This is a genomic window from Leeia oryzae DSM 17879 (genome assembly GCF_000376945.1).
GTDB classification, from domain to species: Bacteria; Pseudomonadota; Gammaproteobacteria; order Burkholderiales; family Leeiaceae; genus Leeia; species Leeia oryzae.
The window spans coordinates 569396-588121 of the sequence record NZ_AQXU01000025.1 but is presented as its reverse complement, the minus strand read 5'-3'; the positions used below and the strand labels follow the sequence as shown (position 1 = coordinate 588121).

Sequence of the window (18726 nt, the reverse complement as noted above, 5' to 3'; positions counted from 1 at the left end):
GCACCGCGGTAGATGCATTTACCTGCCTGCCATTTTTGACATTGTCATTTCTACTGCTATGATGTTTTCATGACGTGACAATTTGCAATCCCTTCCAGGGTCATACCATGAGTCCTATTCATCGCTGGTCTGTTGTGCCGCTGAGCCTGCTGATGCTGTTCAGTGCCTCCCGCCTGTTTGCCGACGTTCCCGTTCCACCCTCCCGAGCCCCAGATGCATTGACGACCGATGGCGGTAAATATTACGGGCCGTTGTCGCATGGGCGTTTGCAGGGCGACGGCTTGCTGGTATTCGATAGTGGCGAGATGTTTCAGGGGCAGTTCGCGAATGGGGTGGCGAATGGCAAAGGTCATTATTACCGGGACGGGCGGCTGGTTTATAGCGGTGATTTTGTTAACGGGCGCTGGGAGGGTCATGGCATCTACGACCTAGAAGAGGGCGGGCACTATGAGGGGGGCTTCAAGGCGGGTTTCATGGACGGGCATGGCATTTTGACGGTGCCAGGCAGCTATCGCTACGAGGGTGAGTTTGCTCGTCAAAAGTTTCAGGGCAAGGGACGTTACGTGTCTGAAAAAGGCGGCGTCTATGAAGGTGACTTTGCTAACAATCAGTTTACCGGACAGGGGACGTTTCACGAGAATGCCGATATCGAGTACAGCGGCTCGTTCGTGAACTGGCAACTGGATGGGCCCGGCAAGATCACCTTTCCCGGGGGCGAGCTGACGGGTACTTTCAAAGCCTCCCGTCTGAACGGACCGGGCAAGCTGGTGAACAAGGACGGCAGTCATTTCGAAGGCAATTTTGAGAATAACCAAATCCAGGGGCAAGGCAGCAAAACCTTTGCCAATGGCGATGTGTACACCGGCGAATTCCGCTTTGGCGAGATCAATGGCAAGGGCAAAATGGTGTACGCCAAACCGCTGGCCGACGGAACCCGTGTGCAGGAAGGCGAGTGGTCTTATGGGGAGTTTGTAGACCGGAAAAAAGAGGCCCGCGACTTGCTGCGGATGGAAACGGCCATCTACAAACAGCAGCAAATGCTGGACAGCACGCTGGCCAATATCCGCCCGTCGGACCCTGCTCGCATCAATATGTACTGGCTGGGGGTGGCCGGCAATGGCACACAAGAAGTCTTTCACCGAGAAGTGAATTTTGTCCGCCGACAGTTCGAGTCCCAGTTTGCCACCAAAGGACGAGCCATCTCGCTAATCAATAGCCGCAACACGCTGCAGGATCAGCCCATGGCGACCCTGACCAGTTTGCAGCAGAGCCTGAATACCATTGCCCGCCGCATGGACAAGCGCAAAGACGTTCTGTTTCTGTTCATGACCAGCCATGGGTCGCGCGAGCATGTGTTTAGCCTGGATCAGCCGCATATGGACCTGCAAGGCGTCTCTGCGCGAGACTTGTCCGGCATGCTTCGCAAAACGGGCATTCGCTGGAAGGTATTGGTGATTTCAGCGTGTTATTCGGGCGGGTTTATCGACCAGCTGAAAGATGATCATACCCTGATCATGACGGCGGCCCGCAAAGACCGGACTTCCTTCGGGTGTGCCGATGAAAACGATTTTACCTACTTTGGCAAAGCGTACTTTAAGGAGTCGCTCAATCGTCAAACCGGGTTTGTTGAGGCTTTCCACCATGCCACGCAACTGATCAGCCAGTGGGAAACCAAAGACCAGAAAACCGCTGACCCCGCACAAGACGGGCAAGAGGCCGCAGCGGATGCCCCCATGTTAGCGTCTGAACCGCAGCTCTACGAGGGTAAAGCCATCGGGGCCTATCTGAAAAAATGGCGGGCGCAACTGCCCTGAAACGCGGGGGTAAAAAAAGAGGCATGCCAGTTGCCTGAGCATGCCTTGAGAAGAGAGACGGTACAGGATGACAGCGGGTTAATGCACCACGGCGACGGTTTTCCAGTCGGTTTTGTCAAACTGGTTCACGGTGACCGAACCGTTCTGGATGTCCCCAGCCGGGGTGAACTGGATGATGCCGGTCACACCCGGGATCTTGATGCTGGCCAGCGTGGGCAGGAACACTTTCGGGTCGGTCGAATCGGCCTTTTGCATGGCGGTGATCAGCGCGGTCATGGCATCGTATTCGTACGGTGAATAGGTCTGCACATCCATGCCAAAGCGTTTCTTGAAGCGGGCGTAGAACTCCTTGCCCTTTGGCATTTTGTCACGCGGCACACCGGCGATGGTGCAATAGGCTTTGTCATCCATGCCGTTACCGGCCAGCTTGATCATCTCTGGATCGCACGCGCCATCCCCCACGATAAAGCCGGACTTCAGCCCCAGACGGCGCATTTGCTGCAGCAGCGGCCCAGCGGTCGCGTCCATGCCACCGTACACCACCACGTCCGGATTGTGGGATTTGACCGAGGTCAGTACCGACATCCAGTCGGTGGTTTTGTCGGTGCCGTATTCACGGGCCACGACCTTGCCACCCAGCGATTTCACACGGGCTTCGACCTGGTCCGCCAGCCCCTGGCCGTAGGCGGTGCGGTCATCGATGATGGCAACGGTCTTGGCCTTGAGGTTTTTCATGGCAAACTGGCCCATGGCGCCGCCTTGCTGAATGTCATTGGCGACCACACGGAAGGTGGTTTTGAAGCCTTGCGCGGTGTATTTCGGGTTGGTGGCAGACGGGGTAATCTGCGGAATGCCGGCATCGCTATACAGGCGGGAGGCCGGAATGGAGGTGCCGGAGTTCAGGTGACCAATCACACCCACGACCTTGGCATCGATCAGCTTCTGGGCCACCACGGTGGCGGTTTTCGGGTCACCGGCATCGTCTTCGGACACCAGCACAAACTTGACTACCTGACCGCCAATCTTCAGTTTTTTGGCATTGGCATCTTCTACCGCCAGAATGGCGCCGGCTTCGTTGTCTTTACCCAGATGGGCAATCGGGCCGGACATCGGGCTGACCTGGCCTACCTTGACTTCGACATCGGCATGAGCAAAGCTGGCCGCCACCAAGGATGCCAGCAGGGCTGACGCGCTAACAACAGTTTTCATACTCACTCCTCATTGAGACGATGACACACACTGGCCAGCCAAGTGGCGGGCCCTTTTCGCGGCAGATAAAGGGGGATTAGCCTTAGCTGCCTTCGAATCCTTGCAGGACATTCACGGCATTGATGCCGATGTCGTCCACCATGTAGCCGCCTTCCATGACAAACAGGGTCGGTTTGCCAACCGAGGCCAGCAACGCGCCCATGTGCAGGTAGTCCTCGTTATCTAGCCGGAACTGGCTGATCGGGTCATCCTTGAAGGTATCGACGCCCAGCGATACCACCAGTGCGTCGGGGGCGTAGTCGATCAGCTGCCGGCAAGCGGCTTGCAGGGCGGGCTGATAGCTGGCCCAGTCGGTGCCATGGGGCAACGGGTAGTTATGGTTGAAGCCAAGTCCTTCGCCGCGACCCTGTTCGTCCTTGTGACCCAGAAAGTAGGGGTAGGAATGCAACGGGTCGCCGTGCAGCGAGATGAACATCACGTCGCTGCGATCGTAGAAAATGGTCTGGGTGCCGTTGCCATGGTGGTAGTCCACGTCCAGTACCGCTACCCGCTTGGCGCCGCGGTCGATAAACCCTTGTGCCGCAATGGCGGCATTGTTCAGGTAGCAGTAGCCGCCCATGTATTCAGTCGCGGCGTGATGGCCCGGCGGGCGGCACAGGGCAAATGCAGCATTCGCCCCCGCATTGATGCGCGACATGCCGGTCAGCGCCAGGTCTGCGCTGGTGCTGACGGCTTCCCAGGTGCCGGCGGTAATAGGTACGCCGGCATCCATGGCATAAAAGCCCAGCTTGCCGTCGATGTGTATCGGTTCGATGTCGGTACGCATGTCGCGGACCGGCCAGGTCAAGGGCAGGGCATCGTGCTGGCGACCCATGGCTTGCCAGTTGGCCCAGGCTTGCTGCAGAAAACGTACATAGCGTTCGCTGTGCACCCGGGCGTAAGCGGATACATCGAAATGATCCGGCGCTATCACCTCCCCCAGTCCGACGGTCCGGATGCGTTGCAGTACGGTATCGGCCCGTCCGGGCATCTCGAAGCAGGGTTTGAGCACACCATCTTTTAATTCGGTGCCATGGTGCAAGCGGTGTTTGTCACTGTAGATGGTGAGCATGCGGTCGTCCTGACGGGGGGTGAATATGGAAATATTGTAGGCGTCACCGGCAGGATTTATTTTGCTTTATGGTTTAATGAATGCGCTTATTTTGGAAAGATCGTATCGTTTTTGTGATTTAATTAGATTGTTCATGCTGTTTTGATGATGAGAATAGGTTTTTACGTATTAATACGGATAAGTAAACCGGAGGATGGTGTGAGCGAGAAATTACCCAGAGCAGGGCTGGACGACACCGACCGCACCATGCTGCGCCTGTTGCAGCAGGACGGCAGCCTGTCGAACCCGAAACTGGCCGAGCACGTGTCGTTGAGCGTGACGCCGTGCTGGCGTCGCTTGAAGCGGCTGGAAGATGAAGGCTATATCACCGGGTATCAGGCCAATCTGGACCGGCGCAAGCTGGGGCTGAGCATTCTGGCTTTTGTGCAGGTGACCTTCGGCATGGTGACGGATGCGTCCATCCAGCGCTTTGAAGAAGTGATTCAGGCGTACCCGGAAGTCTTGTCCTGCCACAAGATTACCGGCAATGCCGATTATCTGTTGCAGGTGGTGGCGACCGACCTGGATGCCTACAGCGATTTTGTCGAGAATGTCTTGCGCGCCATGCACGGCATCAGCCTGATCCACTCCAGCCTGGCCATGCGCGAAATCAAGTCCTCCAGCCGCTTGCCCCTGCGCTAACGAGGGGATTTGCCGGCGTAGCTGATGTGTGTGCGCGCCAGTTGCGACAGGTTTTGCAAACCCAGCTGAGCCAGGCCGTTATCCAGTTCGTGCAGCAGAATGTCCAGCGCCCGGTTGGCACCAGCCTCGCCCCCTGCGGCCACCCCAAACAGAGTGGCACGTCCCAGTAACACTGCATCTGCGCCCAGCCGGCGAGCCTTCAGGATGTCCATCCCGCGGCGAATGCCCGAGTCCAGCAAGATGGTGGTCTTGTGCTTGACCGCATCTGCAATGGCGGGAAGCACCTCAATGCTGGCCGCCGTGCCATCCAGCTGCCGCCCGCCATGGTTGGTCACCACAATGGCATCCACGCCATGCTCCACGGCCTTTTGTGCGTCTGCTGCATGCATGACGCCTTTGAGCACCAGCTGGCCGTCCCACTGTTGCCGCAGCCAGCCTAGGTCGCGCCAGTTGAGCGAAGTATCCATTTGCGATTCGATCCAGCTGGCGGCCTTGAGTGCATCCGCCTGCCGACCGATGAATTCGTCCAGATTGGCAAACCGTGGCAGCCCGTGGCGATACACCTGCCATAACCAGCGCCAGCAAGTGGCGGTCTGCAGCAGGTTGCGCAGGTCCGGTTGCTTGAAGCCACGGTAATTGCGGGCCTCCCAGTTGCGGTTGCCATACACTACGGCATCCGTGGTCAGGAGCAGTGTCCGGATCCCCGCTGCACGTGCCCGAGCCAACAGGGTCTGGGTGCAGCCGCGGTCCCGGAACATGTACAGTTGCAGCCACAGCTGCGCCTGCGGGTAGGCACGGATTGCTTCGGCCACGTCTTCCATCCGGCTGTTGGACAGGGTCGCCAGACAAAACGGGATGCCATGGGCCGCCGCGGCTTTGGCCAGCGAGATATCGGCCTGATGCCAGAGCATGCCGTTAAAACCGGTCGGTCCGATGGCAACCGGCGCGGCCAACGGCTGTCCCCATAGTTCGCTGTGCAGGCTGCGGCTGGAGACATCGTTAAGGGTATCGGGCAGCAAGCGGATGCGTTCAAAAGCATGCCGGTTTTGCTGCTGGGTATATTCGTCTTCCGCCCCGCTGGCCAGGTATTCCCAGGCAAAATGCGGCAGCCGCTGGCGGGCCATGGCGGCCAGGTCTTCGATGGCGGCGGCGCGGGCCAAGTGGCGGCCGTTATACAATTGGCGTTTCATAATACTTTGCCCGGGTTCAGGATGCCTTTGGGGTCCATGGTCTGCTTTAACAGGCGCATCAGGGCCAGTTCTTCTGGCGTGCGGCTGAGGGACAGGTAGGGTTTCTTGTGCACGCCAATGCCGTGCTCGGCCGAGATGGTGCCCTGATATTGCTGTACCAGCGCGTACACCAGTGCTTCGACCGCCGCGGTCTCTGCATTGGCCGGGTCGTTTAACGAGATGCCAATGTGCAGGTTACTGTCGCCCAGATGCCCAAAAAACAGGGCAATGGCGGCCGGCCAGCGGGCCAGTAGCTGCTGCCGACAAGTGGCGGCAAAGGCACCAATGGCGCCAATCGGCAGGCTGACGTCAAAATTGATCAGGTGCGGCAGGTCATCCATCGGCAAGCCTTCGCGGATTTTCCACAGCGTATTGGCTTGCTGGGTAGATGCGGCCAGTACGCCATCGGTGACGCGCTCTGCTTCCATCCAGCGTTCCAGCTGGGTTTCCATGGCGTGCTGTACGGTGTCATTGTCCTGACTGCCGTCGGTGACCGCGCATTCGATCAGCACATAAAAACTGTCCGTGACCGCCAGCGGTGCTGTCAGCCCCGGTGTGTGCTTGGCCATGAAAGCATAGAAGTCCGGCCACATGACTTCAAAGCTGATCAGGCCCGGCAGGTGGCGACGCGCCTGTTGCCAGATCGCGAGGACATCGGCATCCGTGGCGACGGTACACAGCGCAGTGACGGGGGGCGCCAGCCTGGGGTGCAATTTGAGCACCGCCCGGGTAATGATGCCCAGCGTGCCTTCGCTGCCGATGAACAGGTGTTTCAGGTCATAGCCGGCGTTGTTTTTCAGCATTTTGTTCAGTGAGGTCACCAGCGTGCCATCGGCCAGCACCACTTCCAGCCCCAGCACCTGGTCACGCATCACCCCAAAACGGATGGCACGGTTACCGCCGGCATTGGTGGCGATGTTGCCGCCAATCTGGCAACTGCCACGCGCACCCAGATCCAGCCCAAGGGTAAACCCGGCGGCTTCGGCAGCCTGCTGTACGACTTCCAGTGGTGTCCCGGCCAGTACGGTAATGGTACTGGCGTCAGGGTCAATCTCTTCGATGCCTTGCAGTTTTTCCAGCGACAGGACCACCTCTTCCCCCAGCGGAACGGCGCCTGCCGCCAGGCCGGTCAGCCCGCCCTGGGGCACTACCGCTTGTCCGTGCTGGTGACACAGACGCAAGATATCCGCCACCATCTTTACCGATGTCGGCCGCAGCAGCGCCGCAGGGCGCGGCGCGGCAGGCTCGGCATACGGCGTGTGGTAATGCACGGGGATGTCGTCACCGGTGCAGACAACCTGCGCGCCAAGGGCGTGCATCTGGGACAAAAGGGTAGCGGAAATGGGCATGGGGCACCTGTCATACTTAAAAAACAGGCCACTGCAAAGAGTGGCCTGCGGGTGTGATATAAGCGAGGAGAAGCTTATTTCACGGTCACATCAAAGCCGGTAAAGTACTTTTTAGACAACTTGGCAACGGTGCCATCTTTCTTCAGGCTGGCAATCGCGGCGTTCAGCTGTTTTTTCAGGGCTTCGTCACCCTTGCGCAGACCAAAGGCAATCCCGCTGCCCAGAATCTTGTTGTCAGTGACCGCTGCGCCCAGGAAGCCGAAGCCTTTGCCTTCCGGCTTGCTCAGGAAACCCGCCTGACCGGCGGCGGCCATCACCAGTGTGCCATCCAGGCGGCCGCTGGCCAGATCGGTATACACCTGGTTCTGGTCTTTGTACGGGGTCACGGTCACGCCATGGGCTTCCCAGTGCGCCTTGGCAAAGGTTTCCTGGATAGAACCCTGCAACACGCCGATATTCTTGCCTTTCAGGCTGGCGGCGGTTGGTTGCAGGCCAGAGCCGGATTTACCGATCAGCTGGGTAGGAATGCGGTAGATCACATCGGTAAAGTCGATGGCTTCGCGACGCTTGTCGGTGGCGTTCATGGCAGAGTTGATGGCGTCGAATTTCTTCGCTTCCAGCGCAGGGATCAGGCTGTCGAAGGCATTTTCGACCCATGAACATTTCAGTTTGGCCTTGGCACAGATGGCGTTGCCCAGGTCAATATCAAAGCCTTCCAGCTGGCCGGCTGCATTTTTGGATTCAAACGGCGGGTATTCGGCCTCGATACCGTAACGCAGGGTGTTCTCTGCATGGGCCACGCCCAGAGAAGCCAGTACAGCCAGTGCGGCAAATTTGATCGAACGTTTCATGGTTTCACTCTCCTGTTAAAAACAATGTGCTGCAATGTTTGCGATATGTCTGGGTACAACATCACCGGTTGGCCGGATTAAAACACCCGGTTCTGCAACGCCGGCAATTTACGACGGAAATCGTCCAGCAGGTCGGCATCAAACGGTGCCATGGTAAAGCCGGTCCCTTCTTTCAGTACCGACAAGACCTCGCCCCACGGGTTGATGATCATGCTGTGGCCATAGGTGCGCCGGTCATTCGGATGCATGCCGGTCTGGGCGGCGGCAATCACGTAACACTGGTTTTCGATGGCCCGTGCCCGCAGCAGGACTTCCCAATGGGCTTCCCCGGTGACGTAGGTAAAGGCTGCCGGTACGGTAATGATCGTCGGCGCAGGGGCTGTGCGGTACAGCTCCGGAAACCGCAGGTCGTAGCAGACCGAGCAGCGCAACGGACCAAACGGCGTATCGACGGTCTGGATCGTGGTACCGGGGGCCATGGTGTCGGCCTCGGCGTAGGCATCTTTCACGTCCTGAAAGCCGAACAGATGCACCTTGTCGTAGCGGCCGACGGATTCACCGGCCGGATTGTACATCAGGCTGCTGTTATAAATCCGGCTGCTGTCCGGGCTGGCAATCGGCGCCGTGCCGCCCAGCAGCCAGACACCGGCTTCTTTGGCCAGGCCAGACAGAAAGCGCTGTACGCGACCGCTGCCCCAGGCTTCGGCCAGCGGCACCCGCTCTTCATCGGTTTTGCCCATCAGGTAAAAGTATTCCGGCAACACCACCAGGTCGGCACCGGCGCGGGCGGCGTCCAGTACCAGGGCTCTGGCGGTAGCCAGGTTTTCATCCAGGCTGTCGCCCGAGTTCATTTGTACTGCGGCCAGCTGGCCGTGTCGTTTCTGGATCATGGCTTAGCCTTTCATGCTGCACAGGGCTTCTGCGGCGGCACGCAGCGTGGCCTCGTCTTTGGAGAACGAGAAACGCACAATCCGGTTATCGGTGCCATCGGTATAAAAAGCCGACAACGGGATGGCCGACACGCGATAGTCGCGAATCATGCGCTGGACAAAGTCGCTGTCCGACAAGCTGCTGAAATGCCCGAACTTTGCCAGCAGGAAGAACGACCCGGCGCAGGGCAGCAGTTCGAAAGGCGAATCCTGTAGCAGGCTGACCAGCAAGTCGCGTTTCTGCTGGTACAGGTCAGACAGCCCTAGGTAGGTGGACGGGTCCTGCATGTAGGTGGCCAGTGCGTGCTGCATCGGCGTATCGGCAGAGAACATCATGAACTGGTGCACTTTGCGGATTTCTTCGGTCAGCGCGGCAGGTGCCAGACAATAGCCAATGCGCCAGCCGGTCACATGGAAAGACTTGCCAAAAGAAGACACCATGATGCTGCGCTGGGCCAGCTCCGGATGCGAGGCCACGCCGTGGTGCTTGTTGCCGTCAAAAACGATGTGTTCATACACTTCGTCCGACAACACGATGATGTCGGTGTCACGGGTCAGTTCGGCCAACCGGTCCAGATCCGCCGCATCCAGTATCTGCGAACTCGGGTTGTGCGGCGTGTTGATGATGATCATCCGGGTTTTCGGATTGATGGTGTCGCGCAGTTCGTCCCAGTCGATGCGGAAATCCGGCTGGGTCAGTTTCAGCGGCACCGGCTTGGCACCTTGCAGGCGGACAATCGGCGCGTAGCTGTCAAAAGACGGCTCAAAGTAGATGACTTCATCGCCCGCATGCACCAGTGCGCTGATCGACGCATACAGGCCTTCGCTGGCGCTGGCGGTAATGGTGACTTCGTCACCGGAATGGTAAGTGTGGCCGTACAGGGTCTCTACCTTGTGTGCCAGGGCTTCACGCAGGCTCAGCACACCGGCCATCGGTGCATACTGGTTATGACCCGCGCGCATGGCCTCGGCGGTCAGTTCCACCAGTTTCGGGTCGCACGGGAAGTTAGGCGCCCCCTGAGACAGGTTAATGGCCTGATGCTGATAGGTCAGCTGGCCTATCACGGTAAAAATGTTGGTGCCCACATCGGGGAGCTTGGATACGGGTCGTAGGGTGGGGGTATGCATGGTAGTCGCCTCATTCTCGACGCTTGCCGTCAGGCAAACGTGCGTTGTCGTGCTGCTCATTAAGCCCTGTACCCATTGCTTTCACAATCGAATTGTTGTCATACTAGGCATGAGAAAAACGCATGGCTTCACGTGCCATGCACCGTATGCAGAACGGCCATGCCTTAAGGTGATCCATGTCCAAAAGACTCCCCCCGCTCAATGCGCTTCATGTGTTTGTGGTCACCGCCCGTCATTTGAACCTGACCCGGGCGGCCGAAGAACTGTGCGTGACGCAAGGCGCGGCCAGCCGCCAGATTGCCGCACTGGAAGACTACTTCGGCTTTCCGCTATTTTTGCGCCATGCCCGGGGGCTGCACCTGACCTTGCAGGGGCAAAGCCTGCTCCCCGCCATTCAGGGGGCGTTCGACCAGATTCAGGAGGCCGCCGAGCAGGTCACCAATGCCCATCCGGCCATCCGCCTGAAAGCCCCGACCTGCGCCATGCGCTGGCTCTTGCCGCAGCTGATGCAGTTAGAGCAGGGCCGGCCAGACATCCAGATCGAGCTGACCACCACCACCCAGCATCACGTGAATTTCATGGTAGAAGCCTTCGATGCCGCCATTCTGTTTGGCGTCTATGCATCCGACCGCAGCAATATGTACAAACTGTTTGATGAAGAACTGATCCCGATCTGCGCCCCCGGTCTGCTAAAAGAACCGCTCGATTCGCCAGCCGCCGCCGCGGGGTACACGCTACTGCACCCCACGCGAGACCAGCGAGACTGGCAACTGTGGTTCCAGTCCGTCGGCGCGCCACAGCAGACGGCGCGTCGCAACCAGCATTTCGATACCATGGACCTGGCCATTAGCGCCGCCATCCAGGGGTTCGGCATTGCCATTGGTGACAGAACGCTGATCGAAGAAGACCTGAAAGCCGGGCGGCTGATCATCCCGTTCCCACAGTCAGTGCTGACCGGTGCCGCCTATTATCTGACCCACCATACCCAGCCGACTTCGCCAGCCCTGCTGGGCGACTTTGTGCAGTGGTTCACGGCGGCAGGCACTGCCCGCCATGCGTCTGCCATCGCTTGACCTAATTAGCCAGACTGACCTGGCATTCCCCGGATTTTCTACCATACTACAGAGCGCGGTCCGGCACGGTGTCTGGCCGCCGTCATACAAGAGATCTCATCATGTTACACAACCTACTGTTGCTGACCTTGGTTGGCAGTTGCCTGGCCCCGTCCTTGGCGTTGGCCGAATGCGGCAAAGGCACCCAAACCGTTTTTTCCTGTACCACAGCCAAAGGCAAAGTCATTGAGGTCTGTGACGCCGGCAAAACCATCGACTATTCCTTCGGCAAACCGGACAGTAAACCGGAAATCGTCGTCAAGGCACCAAGGCAAGCCGCATCGACCACGCAATGGCAAGGCATCGGGCGGACCATGTCCTATTCTGTCGAAGTCCCCAATGGCAACACCCGCTACAGTGTCTTCTGGAGCGTCGACAAGATGATGGAAGGTGACACACAGGAACCCGCCATAGAGGCCGGTGTGGCCGTGGAGATCAATCAAAAGCCGGTCGCCACTGTCAGATGCGACAATAAAAAGCCGATCGTCCAAGAGATCGAAGGCATTGATCTAAAAGCCACCGAGTAACCCGGACGCCTCGCACAAGGCACAAACCGCTTGAGAAACCCTGAACAGATGGTAGGATGACGGCTTGAAGCACGGCCTGATATGCAGGCCATGCGCAGGCAAGCAAACTCGAAAGGAACTGCAGTGGCAGACTTGATCATTGAAGACGTAAAAACAGGCGAAGGCGCAGAAGCCGTTGCAGGCAAACACGTGACCGTACATTACACCGGCTGGTTGACCGACGGCCGCAAGTTTGATTCCAGCAAAGACCGTAACCAGCCATTCAGTTTCCCGCTGGGCGCTGGTCATGTCATCAAGGGCTGGGATCAGGGCGTGCAAGGCATGAAAGAAGGCGGCACCCGCAAACTGACCATCCCTGCAGAACTGGGCTATGGCGCCCGTGGCGCAGGCGGCGTGATTCCGCCAAACGCAACACTGGTGTTTGAAGTCGAGCTGATCAAGGTCGGCTAAGCGCTACCCGGATATCGTCAATACCCGCATGGCTGTCTCGTTTTATGCGCCATGCGGGCAATCGCCACCTGTTTGGCCGGATGGCAGTTCCGCGTTTAGCCTCCCAAGATTCCCGCTCTTCAGATCTACCCCATATCCGCTTGCAACCGGATAAGTTCCCCAGACCTGCCGGTGCAATTACACTGCTTCCATGGTCTTCCGATGCATCCTTCCGCGTCTCAATATCGCGCATAAGGTGGCTTGCCAAACCGCAACGCCAACGACTTGCCCTAGTGATACACGCTCACGTGTTGTACGTGCCGTTTCTTTGTGTGGCCCTTAGTGTTTGTTCATTAGGCCGCCAACCTCATCCTGCTCCGGATCATCGCGGTATAATGTACATGCCAAGAAGCCGGAATGATTATGTTGACCTGACAAAAGGACCGAGAATGGGCGTTCTTCGCTGGGTGAGTATTACCCTGTTGATGATTGGAAGCATGTGTTGCCAAGCCGGGGAGTTGGTGCGTTTCCCGACGCTGCCCGGCGCAAATGACCCTAACGAGGCTTACGTTTTGGCCATGCTGCGGCTTGGGCTCGCAAAGAGCGGCAAAGCTTATGAGGTTGTGGCAGGTGCAAATCCGATGCTGCAAGGTCGGGCTATTCTGGATGCAAGCTCACCGACCGGAAAGATCGATGTGCTATGGTCCATGACCACCAATGAGCGTGAGAGTAAATTATTGCCTATCCCCATTCCGATCGATAAAGGACTACTGGGCTGGCGTATCCCGCTATTGCGCGCTGACCATGCGAATCTGCTGGCTGATGTGACTGGACTTGCCGATCTGAGCCATTTAAAAGCGGGGCAGGGGCATGACTGGCCAGACACAGAAATTCTGCGAAGTAATGGTTTGACGGTACAAACTTCCAGCGATTATGAAACCCTGTTTTCAATGCTGTCGGTTGGTCGATTCGATTATTTTCCCCGGTCAATCATGGAAATCTGGAACGACATTGCCAATCACCCCACAGCAGGATTCGTTGTAGATGACCACATCGCGATACATTACCCTGCCGCGGCATACTTTTTTGTCTCACCACGCCGGCCACAACTCGCCAAAGACCTGCAGTCAGGCCTGGAAAGGGCCATTGCTGACGGTAGCTTTGAGACCTTGTATCAGGCGCGTCTCGGACCATTTATCAAGCGTTCACATCTTGGTCAGCGGCATGTGATCGAGCTTGCAAATCCTTTACTGAAAATGTCTAGTATCCCGCTCAACGCAAGGGGGCAATTGTTTCAGCCATAAGAAAACTTGCAACGATTTTTGGCGGCATCCGATTACCTGGAAAAATGAAAGCAGCAACGACTTGATCATCCAGAAACCACAGCAGCCCCTGCAGGGCTGGCAGAAGTGATCAGCACCATCATGGCCACCTTGTTTGAGGTGGCTTTTTGTTTTCTACAGATCAATCAATAAGTTCTGTAGAGCCGGCAGGGTCAACAATTCATCATTTATCACAATTCATTGCTTGACGGCATATCCCAATCACATAAGAATCATGACGAATAAATACATGGCGATGGGTTATCACATGACTTCTTTGTTTTTCTTGCTTGTACTGGTGTTGTACGTACTGATCGCCAAAATCGAGCAACCGGACGAAAGCCTGATCAAGAAACAGTCCCTGACCAGCCTGCTCGGCTGGATGACGAGCGGCAATTGGCCCGCCAAACTGGGGGCAGGTCTGCTGATCATGGGGTTTGGTGCACTGATCCGCTACATGCTGTTGAACATCAACCTACCCAATGAAGTGAAACTCGGTGCCGGGGTATTCATCTCACTGGCGTTTGCCAGTGCCTCATGGGGGTTACGCTACCAGCGCAAACACCGGGCGGTTCAGCTCGCCCTGGCCGGATGCAGCATGGGTGTGGCGTATCTGACAGCCTACAGTGCATTCGCGTTTTTCCACTATCTGCTTTCCATGCAGGCCCTGATGCTGCTGGCGATTGTCGCCTGCCTGACCGGCTGGGTTGCCGTGGTCGAAAAATCGCTGACACTATCCGTGCTGGCCATGCTGGGTGCGTATATCGCGCCGGGCTTTGCACTAGAGACTACAGCGCCAGCTACCGTTCTAGGTTATTACTCGGCGATTAGCCTGCTTGCCTTCCTGATGGTGCTGGCAAGAGGATGGCGCCCCCTGATCCATTTAAGCTATCTGTTTACGCTAGGCGGCGGGTTGTTCTTTGGCTGGACGCAGCAATTCTATACCCTGGTTCATTTCCATGTGGTACAGCCCTTTTTGTTGCTTCTGGTAGGGCAGCATCTGATCATGATGATTGTAGAACCGGTGCGTCAGGCACACCGCTGGGAAATCAATCTGGATCAGGGCATGTTTCTTTGTCTGCCATTGACGGCTGCGGCCCTGATGTTTGGTATCAGCTTTGACCAGTTGCACCAACTGGCACTAGGGTTGGCCATTTTCGGCGTCATGTGGTGCCTGGCGGCGATGCTGCAGCACTGGCTGTATAAAGCGGGCAGCATGCACTATGTGTTTGTCGGTCTGGTGTTTCTGTCCATGGCCGTCATTCTTCGGCTGGATTCGGTCCCCTGGTTTATTGCCGGCCTCATCGCGACGCTGCTGTTCCAGTGGCTGGCGCCGCGCCTGGAAATTCCGGAAAGGCTTGAAATACTGATTGCCTCATTGGCCATCATGTTTGGCACATTTGGCATCCTGCATCATTTGCTGCACCAGAGTGATGCCCCCCGTTTCCTGAATGCTGCGCTAGGCGAGCGCCTCATCATCGGTGTGGCATTGATCATTTCCGGCCGAATCGGCAGTGCCCGCGGGCAAGCGCAGGGTATGGTCGCTCGCGTATTGGGTGGCGTATGGGTCGTGGGCTCGCTACTGGCCGAACTGGTTCGTATCGATTTCAAATACTGGCGGGAGGTGTTGCAGTGTCTGCTGATACTTGCCCTGGGCATTGTGCCGTTTTTTACCCGAAACAAACCCCACCGGCCGCAATGGCTGGTCATGCTACACCTTGGATTGGCAGCCAATGCCTTTGTGGGCATGCTCAGATTTACCGATACCGAGGCATTTTGGTTTTCCCTGATAGCCTGGGTCATCACGCTCGGTTGGGTCAAGGTTGAACACGCCTCAACAAAGGCAGACCAGACCTTTATCCGTTACGGATTAATACTTGCCGCTGTGCAATGGTATCCGTGGTTAGGCAGCTTTTGGCACTTTAACCCGTATTATCCGCTGCTGCTGATAGTGCTGGCGGCACAAGTCAGCTTTATCCTTGCGTATTACTGGATCAGAGAAAACGTCAGTGCGGTACAAAGTCTGGCATTGATTGCCACCATTCTGGTGGGGGCCATCCAGCTATTTGATACTACCGTCAGCATTCATTCCGCGTTCGAGAGTACGCTGCTAGATATCTCGATACTGTTCCTGATGACGTACTGCGTGTATGTGATCCGCCCGACCATTCACCATCATGCAGAAACGGTATGGATCAATATCCTCGGGTTATTGACCCTGCAAGGCTGGTTATTGAAACTGTTTGGAAGCAAGTCGGTACAGACGCTGGCAGACTTGCAGTATCTGCCTTTCCCGGCGGCAATTTCTTTTGTCTGGGTAGGTTTTGGGGCCATTCTCGCCATCGCGGGCGGCAAGCAGCAGCTTCGCAGTCGCTGGAGTGCCGGTACCTTGCTGATGGTGGTGGCTGCCGTCAAGCTGGTGCTGTTTGATTTTGGATCTTTCGGCAATCTGGGAAACATCTTTGCCTTGCTGCTGTCCGGTGCGGTTTTCATGCTAGTGGCCTGGCTGGTGCCGTTCCCGCCAGCCAAAGTAAAAGTATCTGCCCCTGTGGTGCCCGTGACTCCCGGGATTACAGTGCCCATTGCCGCTGCATCCATACCGACATCGGCACCAGAAATGGTGGCGGCCATCAATACACCGCAAAACCAGGCCTCAGCAACGCTAGTGCCCGTGGCTGAGCCTGAGCCAAATCCTCCGCCCGCTGCACCGTCCGGGGTTGTTTCAGCTGTGGAGTCCGCTGTACCGGTACCTCCAGTAGAGCAGACGCAAGGCGAGATACCCCCTCTTAATCCGACCAAAGTTGCGTCGGAGTCGTTGTCACAAAAGTTAAGGTTACCGTCGCCAACGGATGAATTGCCGCTGGTCCGTGAGCTGGATGCCGGCAAGGGGTTTAAAGGGTTGATGCTACTTGCCTTGATTGCCACCGCGTTATACGTGTTTTTTCCGCACAAAAAGCTGCGTGAGTATGCGCCTGAGCCAGCGAAAAATGGCAACAACCAGACCGAGGCTGCGGCTACACCCCAACCAGAAACAGTGGCCAGTCCCCAGCCTGCCGAACCGGCTTCTGCGGCAACTGTCGCACCAAAGGTAGTGACGGCTTGCTCCACCTTTAAAGACAAATTGCCTGCCACGTATCGCTTGTACGCCGTGGGGGAGTACAAAGGCAAACTGGTGGGATACAAAGAAGTGGCCAGCGGGCATGACATGGGACAGGAGGATGTTTACGTCAATATGCCCGGATCGTCGGTGGTGCTTGCCTTGGGTAACTATGACCCTACTGTGTGGATGATTCACGTTACTGGTGAAACCTCGATTGCCGGGGTGATTCTGTCCGGTTACCACAAGGCATTCGTGACCGGGTTGCCAGCAGATGTGCCGGTACTACGGCAAGGCGCTCAGGACGGGAGTGGTTGCGGGCAAAGTTTTAATCTGCAAGATCAAAGAAGTTACGCCGATGCCAATCAGGCGATCAGCCAGTTGACAGGGCGTACCATAGAGGCTATCTACAAACCATATTCAAACCGGACGGATATTGGCGACCTGGCTGCCAATAGTGCTTACACCAGGGTTGACCCTGCTGCGGCGCTCCAGTTCAAGGAGGCTGGGGCCGGTTACTCTGGCCAGGAAGGCATGATGCTGATGCTTCAGGAAGGTGTGCTCAGAACGGCTACACAGAGTGACTTGCAGCCATATTCAGCATTTTTTGAAAGCGGAAACCTCAGGGGCATGTCACTCAAGGTCTATGTGGTCAACAAACCGGTAAAAGTGCCGATCTCCGGCCTGTCTGGCTTGAATGTGCTGCTTGATCCTGGTGGTCAGGTAGACTCTGGCGGCGGGCCTCCGGGCTCATTGACGGTCTTGCAGCCATATCCGTTGCGCTGCACAGGCATGCTGTGCGGCAGGTAGGCAGGTTACACCAGAAAGGGGCAAGAATTTCTGCCCCCACTACCCATCTGTTGGCTCAGGCTATAGCCACTTCCGCTTCCAGAAAAACAGTCCCATGCCGATGCTTAGTACCGCCATGACGCCCAGCAGGGCAAAGTAGCCCCAGTGCCATTCCAGCTCGGGCATGTATTTGAAGTTCATGCCGTAGAGCGAGGTGAGCAGGGTCAGCGGCATGAAGATGGTGGTGATGACGGTAAGTACCCGCATGTCGCGGTTCAGCAGGTTGCTGGTGGTAGAGACAAAAATGTCCAGCATGCCGGCAATCTGGTCACGCAAGGCTTCCAGCGATTCTAGCGCATGCACGGCGTGATCATAGACATCGCGCAGGTATAGCTGGGTTTCTGCCTCAAAGAAATCGGCATCGTCACGGGTCAGGCTGTTAAGGCATTCGCGTAGCGGCCACAAGTTGCGGCGCAGGCCGGCAATCTGGCGTTTCTCGATGTAGATACAGGCCAGCTGTTCCGGCCCGGGACGTTCGTCCAGCAAGCGGTCTTCCAGCAACTCGATCCGGTCGCCCAGTTGTTCGATCAGGGCAAAATGGTGGTCGACCAGCGAATCCAGCAGCGCATACATCAGGTAATCCGCTTTGCCTTTGCGTTGCTGCGAATGATCTGCCAGTAAGCGGGTCCTGACATGGGCAAACAGGCCGGTACTGCGCTCCTGAAATGTCAGCAGCCAATCCTTGCCCAAAACAAAACTGACCTGCTCAGGCTGCAGCTTACCTTCGTGGTCCGGATAGAACAGATGCGCCACCACAAACAGATAATCCTTGTAGATATCCAGTTTGGGGCGTTGTTCGGTGTTGAGGATGTCTTCCAGCACCAGAGGGTGCAGCCCGTAATGTTGCCCGATCTGCGCTAGTGCTGCCGTATCGTGCAGGCCATACACGTTGAGCCAGGTGGTCTGGCCGGGCACGACCACGGGCGGCAGGGTGTCGGCCGTCGGGCTGGTCCGTTCCAGATGCGTATCGCTGTAGCAGATCCAGTCCAGCAAAGTATGGGCGCTGCGAATCGGCCCGACGTGCACCAGGCTGCCCGGTGGCAGCCCCTGTTTTTTTCGCCGGCTGGCTCTGGTGCGCTTGGCCATGGT

The 18726-nt window shown here is 57.1% G+C and carries 15 protein-coding genes; 7 read left to right on the top strand and 8 right to left on the bottom strand.

Annotated elements, in window-relative coordinates:
• The first annotated feature begins 107 nt into the window (after positions 1–107).
• The gene (locus tag F552_RS0116255; RefSeq protein ID WP_018152826.1) at positions 108–1814 is read left to right on the top strand and encodes a C13 family peptidase; all 1707 of its coding nucleotides are present in this window, start codon (positions 108–110) and stop codon (positions 1812–1814) included.
• Positions 1815–1892: 78 nt separating this feature from the next.
• Here the strand turns inward: F552_RS0116255 and F552_RS0116250 are convergent, their stop codons facing one another.
• Both F552_RS0116250 and F552_RS0116245 read right to left on the bottom strand, forming a co-directional pair.
• Positions 1893–3023: a branched-chain amino acid ABC transporter substrate-binding protein gene (locus tag F552_RS0116250; RefSeq protein WP_018152825.1), complete on the bottom strand. Its 1131-nt coding sequence runs from the start codon at positions 3021–3023 to the stop codon at positions 1893–1895.
• An 82-nt stretch (positions 3024–3105) separates the two neighbouring features.
• On the bottom strand, positions 3106–4134 hold the full coding sequence (locus F552_RS0116245) for a histone deacetylase family protein (protein ID WP_018152824.1): 1029 nt from the start codon (positions 4132–4134) through the stop codon (positions 3106–3108).
• 198 nt (positions 4135–4332) lie between these two features.
• On the opposite strand from F552_RS0116245, the gene F552_RS0116240 reads away from it, so the two are divergent.
• Positions 4333–4815: an Lrp/AsnC family transcriptional regulator gene (locus tag F552_RS0116240; protein WP_018152823.1), complete on the top strand. Its 483-nt coding sequence runs from the start codon at positions 4333–4335 to the stop codon at positions 4813–4815.
• Here F552_RS0116240 and F552_RS19645 read toward each other — a convergent pair.
• The 5 genes from F552_RS19645 to F552_RS0116215 form a co-directional block, all read right to left on the bottom strand.
• Positions 4812–6005, bottom strand: coding sequence for an alpha-hydroxy acid oxidase (locus F552_RS19645; protein WP_018152822.1), 1194 nt, complete (start codon positions 6003–6005; stop codon positions 4812–4814). The two genes, F552_RS0116240 and F552_RS19645, sit on opposite strands and share 4 nt — an antisense overlap.
• Entirely contained in the window at positions 6002–7393 is a 1392-nt protein-coding gene (locus F552_RS0116230) for an FAD-binding oxidoreductase (protein ID WP_018152821.1), read from the bottom strand. The genes F552_RS19645 and F552_RS0116230 overlap by 4 nt, the downstream gene beginning before the upstream one ends.
• Before the next feature lie 74 nt (positions 7394–7467).
• Entirely contained in the window at positions 7468–8244 is a 777-nt protein-coding gene (locus tag F552_RS0116225; protein WP_018152820.1) for an ABC transporter substrate-binding protein, read from the bottom strand.
• A gap of 77 nt (positions 8245–8321) precedes the next feature.
• A complete protein-coding gene (locus F552_RS0116220; RefSeq protein ID WP_018152819.1) occupies positions 8322–9134 on the bottom strand; it encodes a carbon-nitrogen hydrolase family protein in 813 nt (270 codons plus the stop codon).
• A gap of 3 nt (positions 9135–9137) precedes the next feature.
• Complete coding sequence (locus tag F552_RS0116215; protein WP_018152818.1) at positions 9138–10301, bottom strand: methionine aminotransferase; 1164 nt, start codon at positions 10299–10301, stop codon at positions 9138–9140.
• A gap of 176 nt (positions 10302–10477) precedes the next feature.
• On the opposite strand from F552_RS0116215, the gene F552_RS0116210 reads away from it, so the two are divergent.
• The 5 genes from F552_RS0116210 to F552_RS0116190 all read left to right on the top strand — a co-directional run bounded on the left by F552_RS0116210 (position 10478) and on the right by F552_RS0116190 (position 17598).
• Complete coding sequence (locus F552_RS0116210; protein ID WP_018152817.1) at positions 10478–11374, top strand: LysR substrate-binding domain-containing protein; 897 nt, start codon at positions 10478–10480, stop codon at positions 11372–11374.
• A 101-nt stretch (positions 11375–11475) separates the two neighbouring features.
• On the top strand, positions 11476–11940 hold the full coding sequence (locus tag F552_RS0116205; protein ID WP_018152816.1) for a hypothetical protein: 465 nt from the start codon (positions 11476–11478) through the stop codon (positions 11938–11940).
• Between the two features lie 123 nt (positions 11941–12063).
• Entirely contained in the window at positions 12064–12390 is a 327-nt protein-coding gene (locus F552_RS0116200; RefSeq protein WP_026182817.1) for an FKBP-type peptidyl-prolyl cis-trans isomerase, read from the top strand.
• A 428-nt stretch (positions 12391–12818) separates the two neighbouring features.
• On the top strand, positions 12819–13673 hold the full coding sequence (locus F552_RS0116195) for a transporter substrate-binding domain-containing protein (RefSeq protein ID WP_018152814.1): 855 nt from the start codon (positions 12819–12821) through the stop codon (positions 13671–13673).
• Between the two features lie 286 nt (positions 13674–13959).
• The gene (locus tag F552_RS0116190) at positions 13960–17598 is read left to right on the top strand and encodes a DUF2339 domain-containing protein (protein ID WP_026182815.1); all 3639 of its coding nucleotides are present in this window, start codon (positions 13960–13962) and stop codon (positions 17596–17598) included.
• A 60-nt stretch (positions 17599–17658) separates the two neighbouring features.
• Here the strand turns inward: F552_RS0116190 and corA are convergent, their stop codons facing one another.
• Complete coding sequence (gene corA / locus F552_RS0116185) at positions 17659–18723, bottom strand: magnesium/cobalt transporter CorA (RefSeq protein WP_018152812.1); 1065 nt, start codon at positions 18721–18723, stop codon at positions 17659–17661.
• Positions 18724–18726: the final 3 nt, after the last annotated feature.

Bases quoted from the DNA above. Each gene is read 5' to 3' on its own strand.
- F552_RS0116230 (WP_018152821.1), bottom strand. From the start codon at position 7,393: ATGCCCATTTCCGCTACCCTTTTGTCCCAGATGCACGCCCTTGGCGCG.
- F552_RS0116215 (WP_018152818.1), bottom strand. From the start codon at position 10,301: ATGCATACCCCCACCCTACGACCCGTATCCAAGCTCCCCGATGTGGGC.
- F552_RS0116205 (WP_018152816.1), top strand. From the start codon at position 11,476: ATGTTACACAACCTACTGTTGCTGACCTTGGTTGGCAGTTGCCTGGCC.
- corA (WP_018152812.1), bottom strand. From the start codon at position 18,723: ATGGCCAAGCGCACCAGAGCCAGCCGGCGAAAAAAACAGGGGCTGCCA.
- F552_RS0116250 (WP_018152825.1), bottom strand. From the start codon at position 3,023: ATGAAAACTGTTGTTAGCGCGTCAGCCCTGCTGGCATCCTTGGTGGCG.
- F552_RS0116225 (WP_018152820.1), bottom strand. From the start codon at position 8,244: ATGAAACGTTCGATCAAATTTGCCGCACTGGCTGTACTGGCTTCTCTG.
- F552_RS0116195 (WP_018152814.1), top strand. From the start codon at position 12,819: ATGGGCGTTCTTCGCTGGGTGAGTATTACCCTGTTGATGATTGGAAGC.
- F552_RS0116190 (WP_026182815.1), top strand. From the start codon at position 13,960: ATGACTTCTTTGTTTTTCTTGCTTGTACTGGTGTTGTACGTACTGATC.
- F552_RS0116210 (WP_018152817.1), top strand. From the start codon at position 10,478: ATGTCCAAAAGACTCCCCCCGCTCAATGCGCTTCATGTGTTTGTGGTC.
- F552_RS0116245 (WP_018152824.1), bottom strand. From the start codon at position 4,134: ATGCTCACCATCTACAGTGACAAACACCGCTTGCACCATGGCACCGAA.
- F552_RS19645 (WP_018152822.1), bottom strand. From the start codon at position 6,005: ATGAAACGCCAATTGTATAACGGCCGCCACTTGGCCCGCGCCGCCGCC.
- F552_RS0116255 (WP_018152826.1), top strand. From the start codon at position 108: ATGAGTCCTATTCATCGCTGGTCTGTTGTGCCGCTGAGCCTGCTGATG.
- F552_RS0116220 (WP_018152819.1), bottom strand. From the start codon at position 9,134: ATGATCCAGAAACGACACGGCCAGCTGGCCGCAGTACAAATGAACTCG.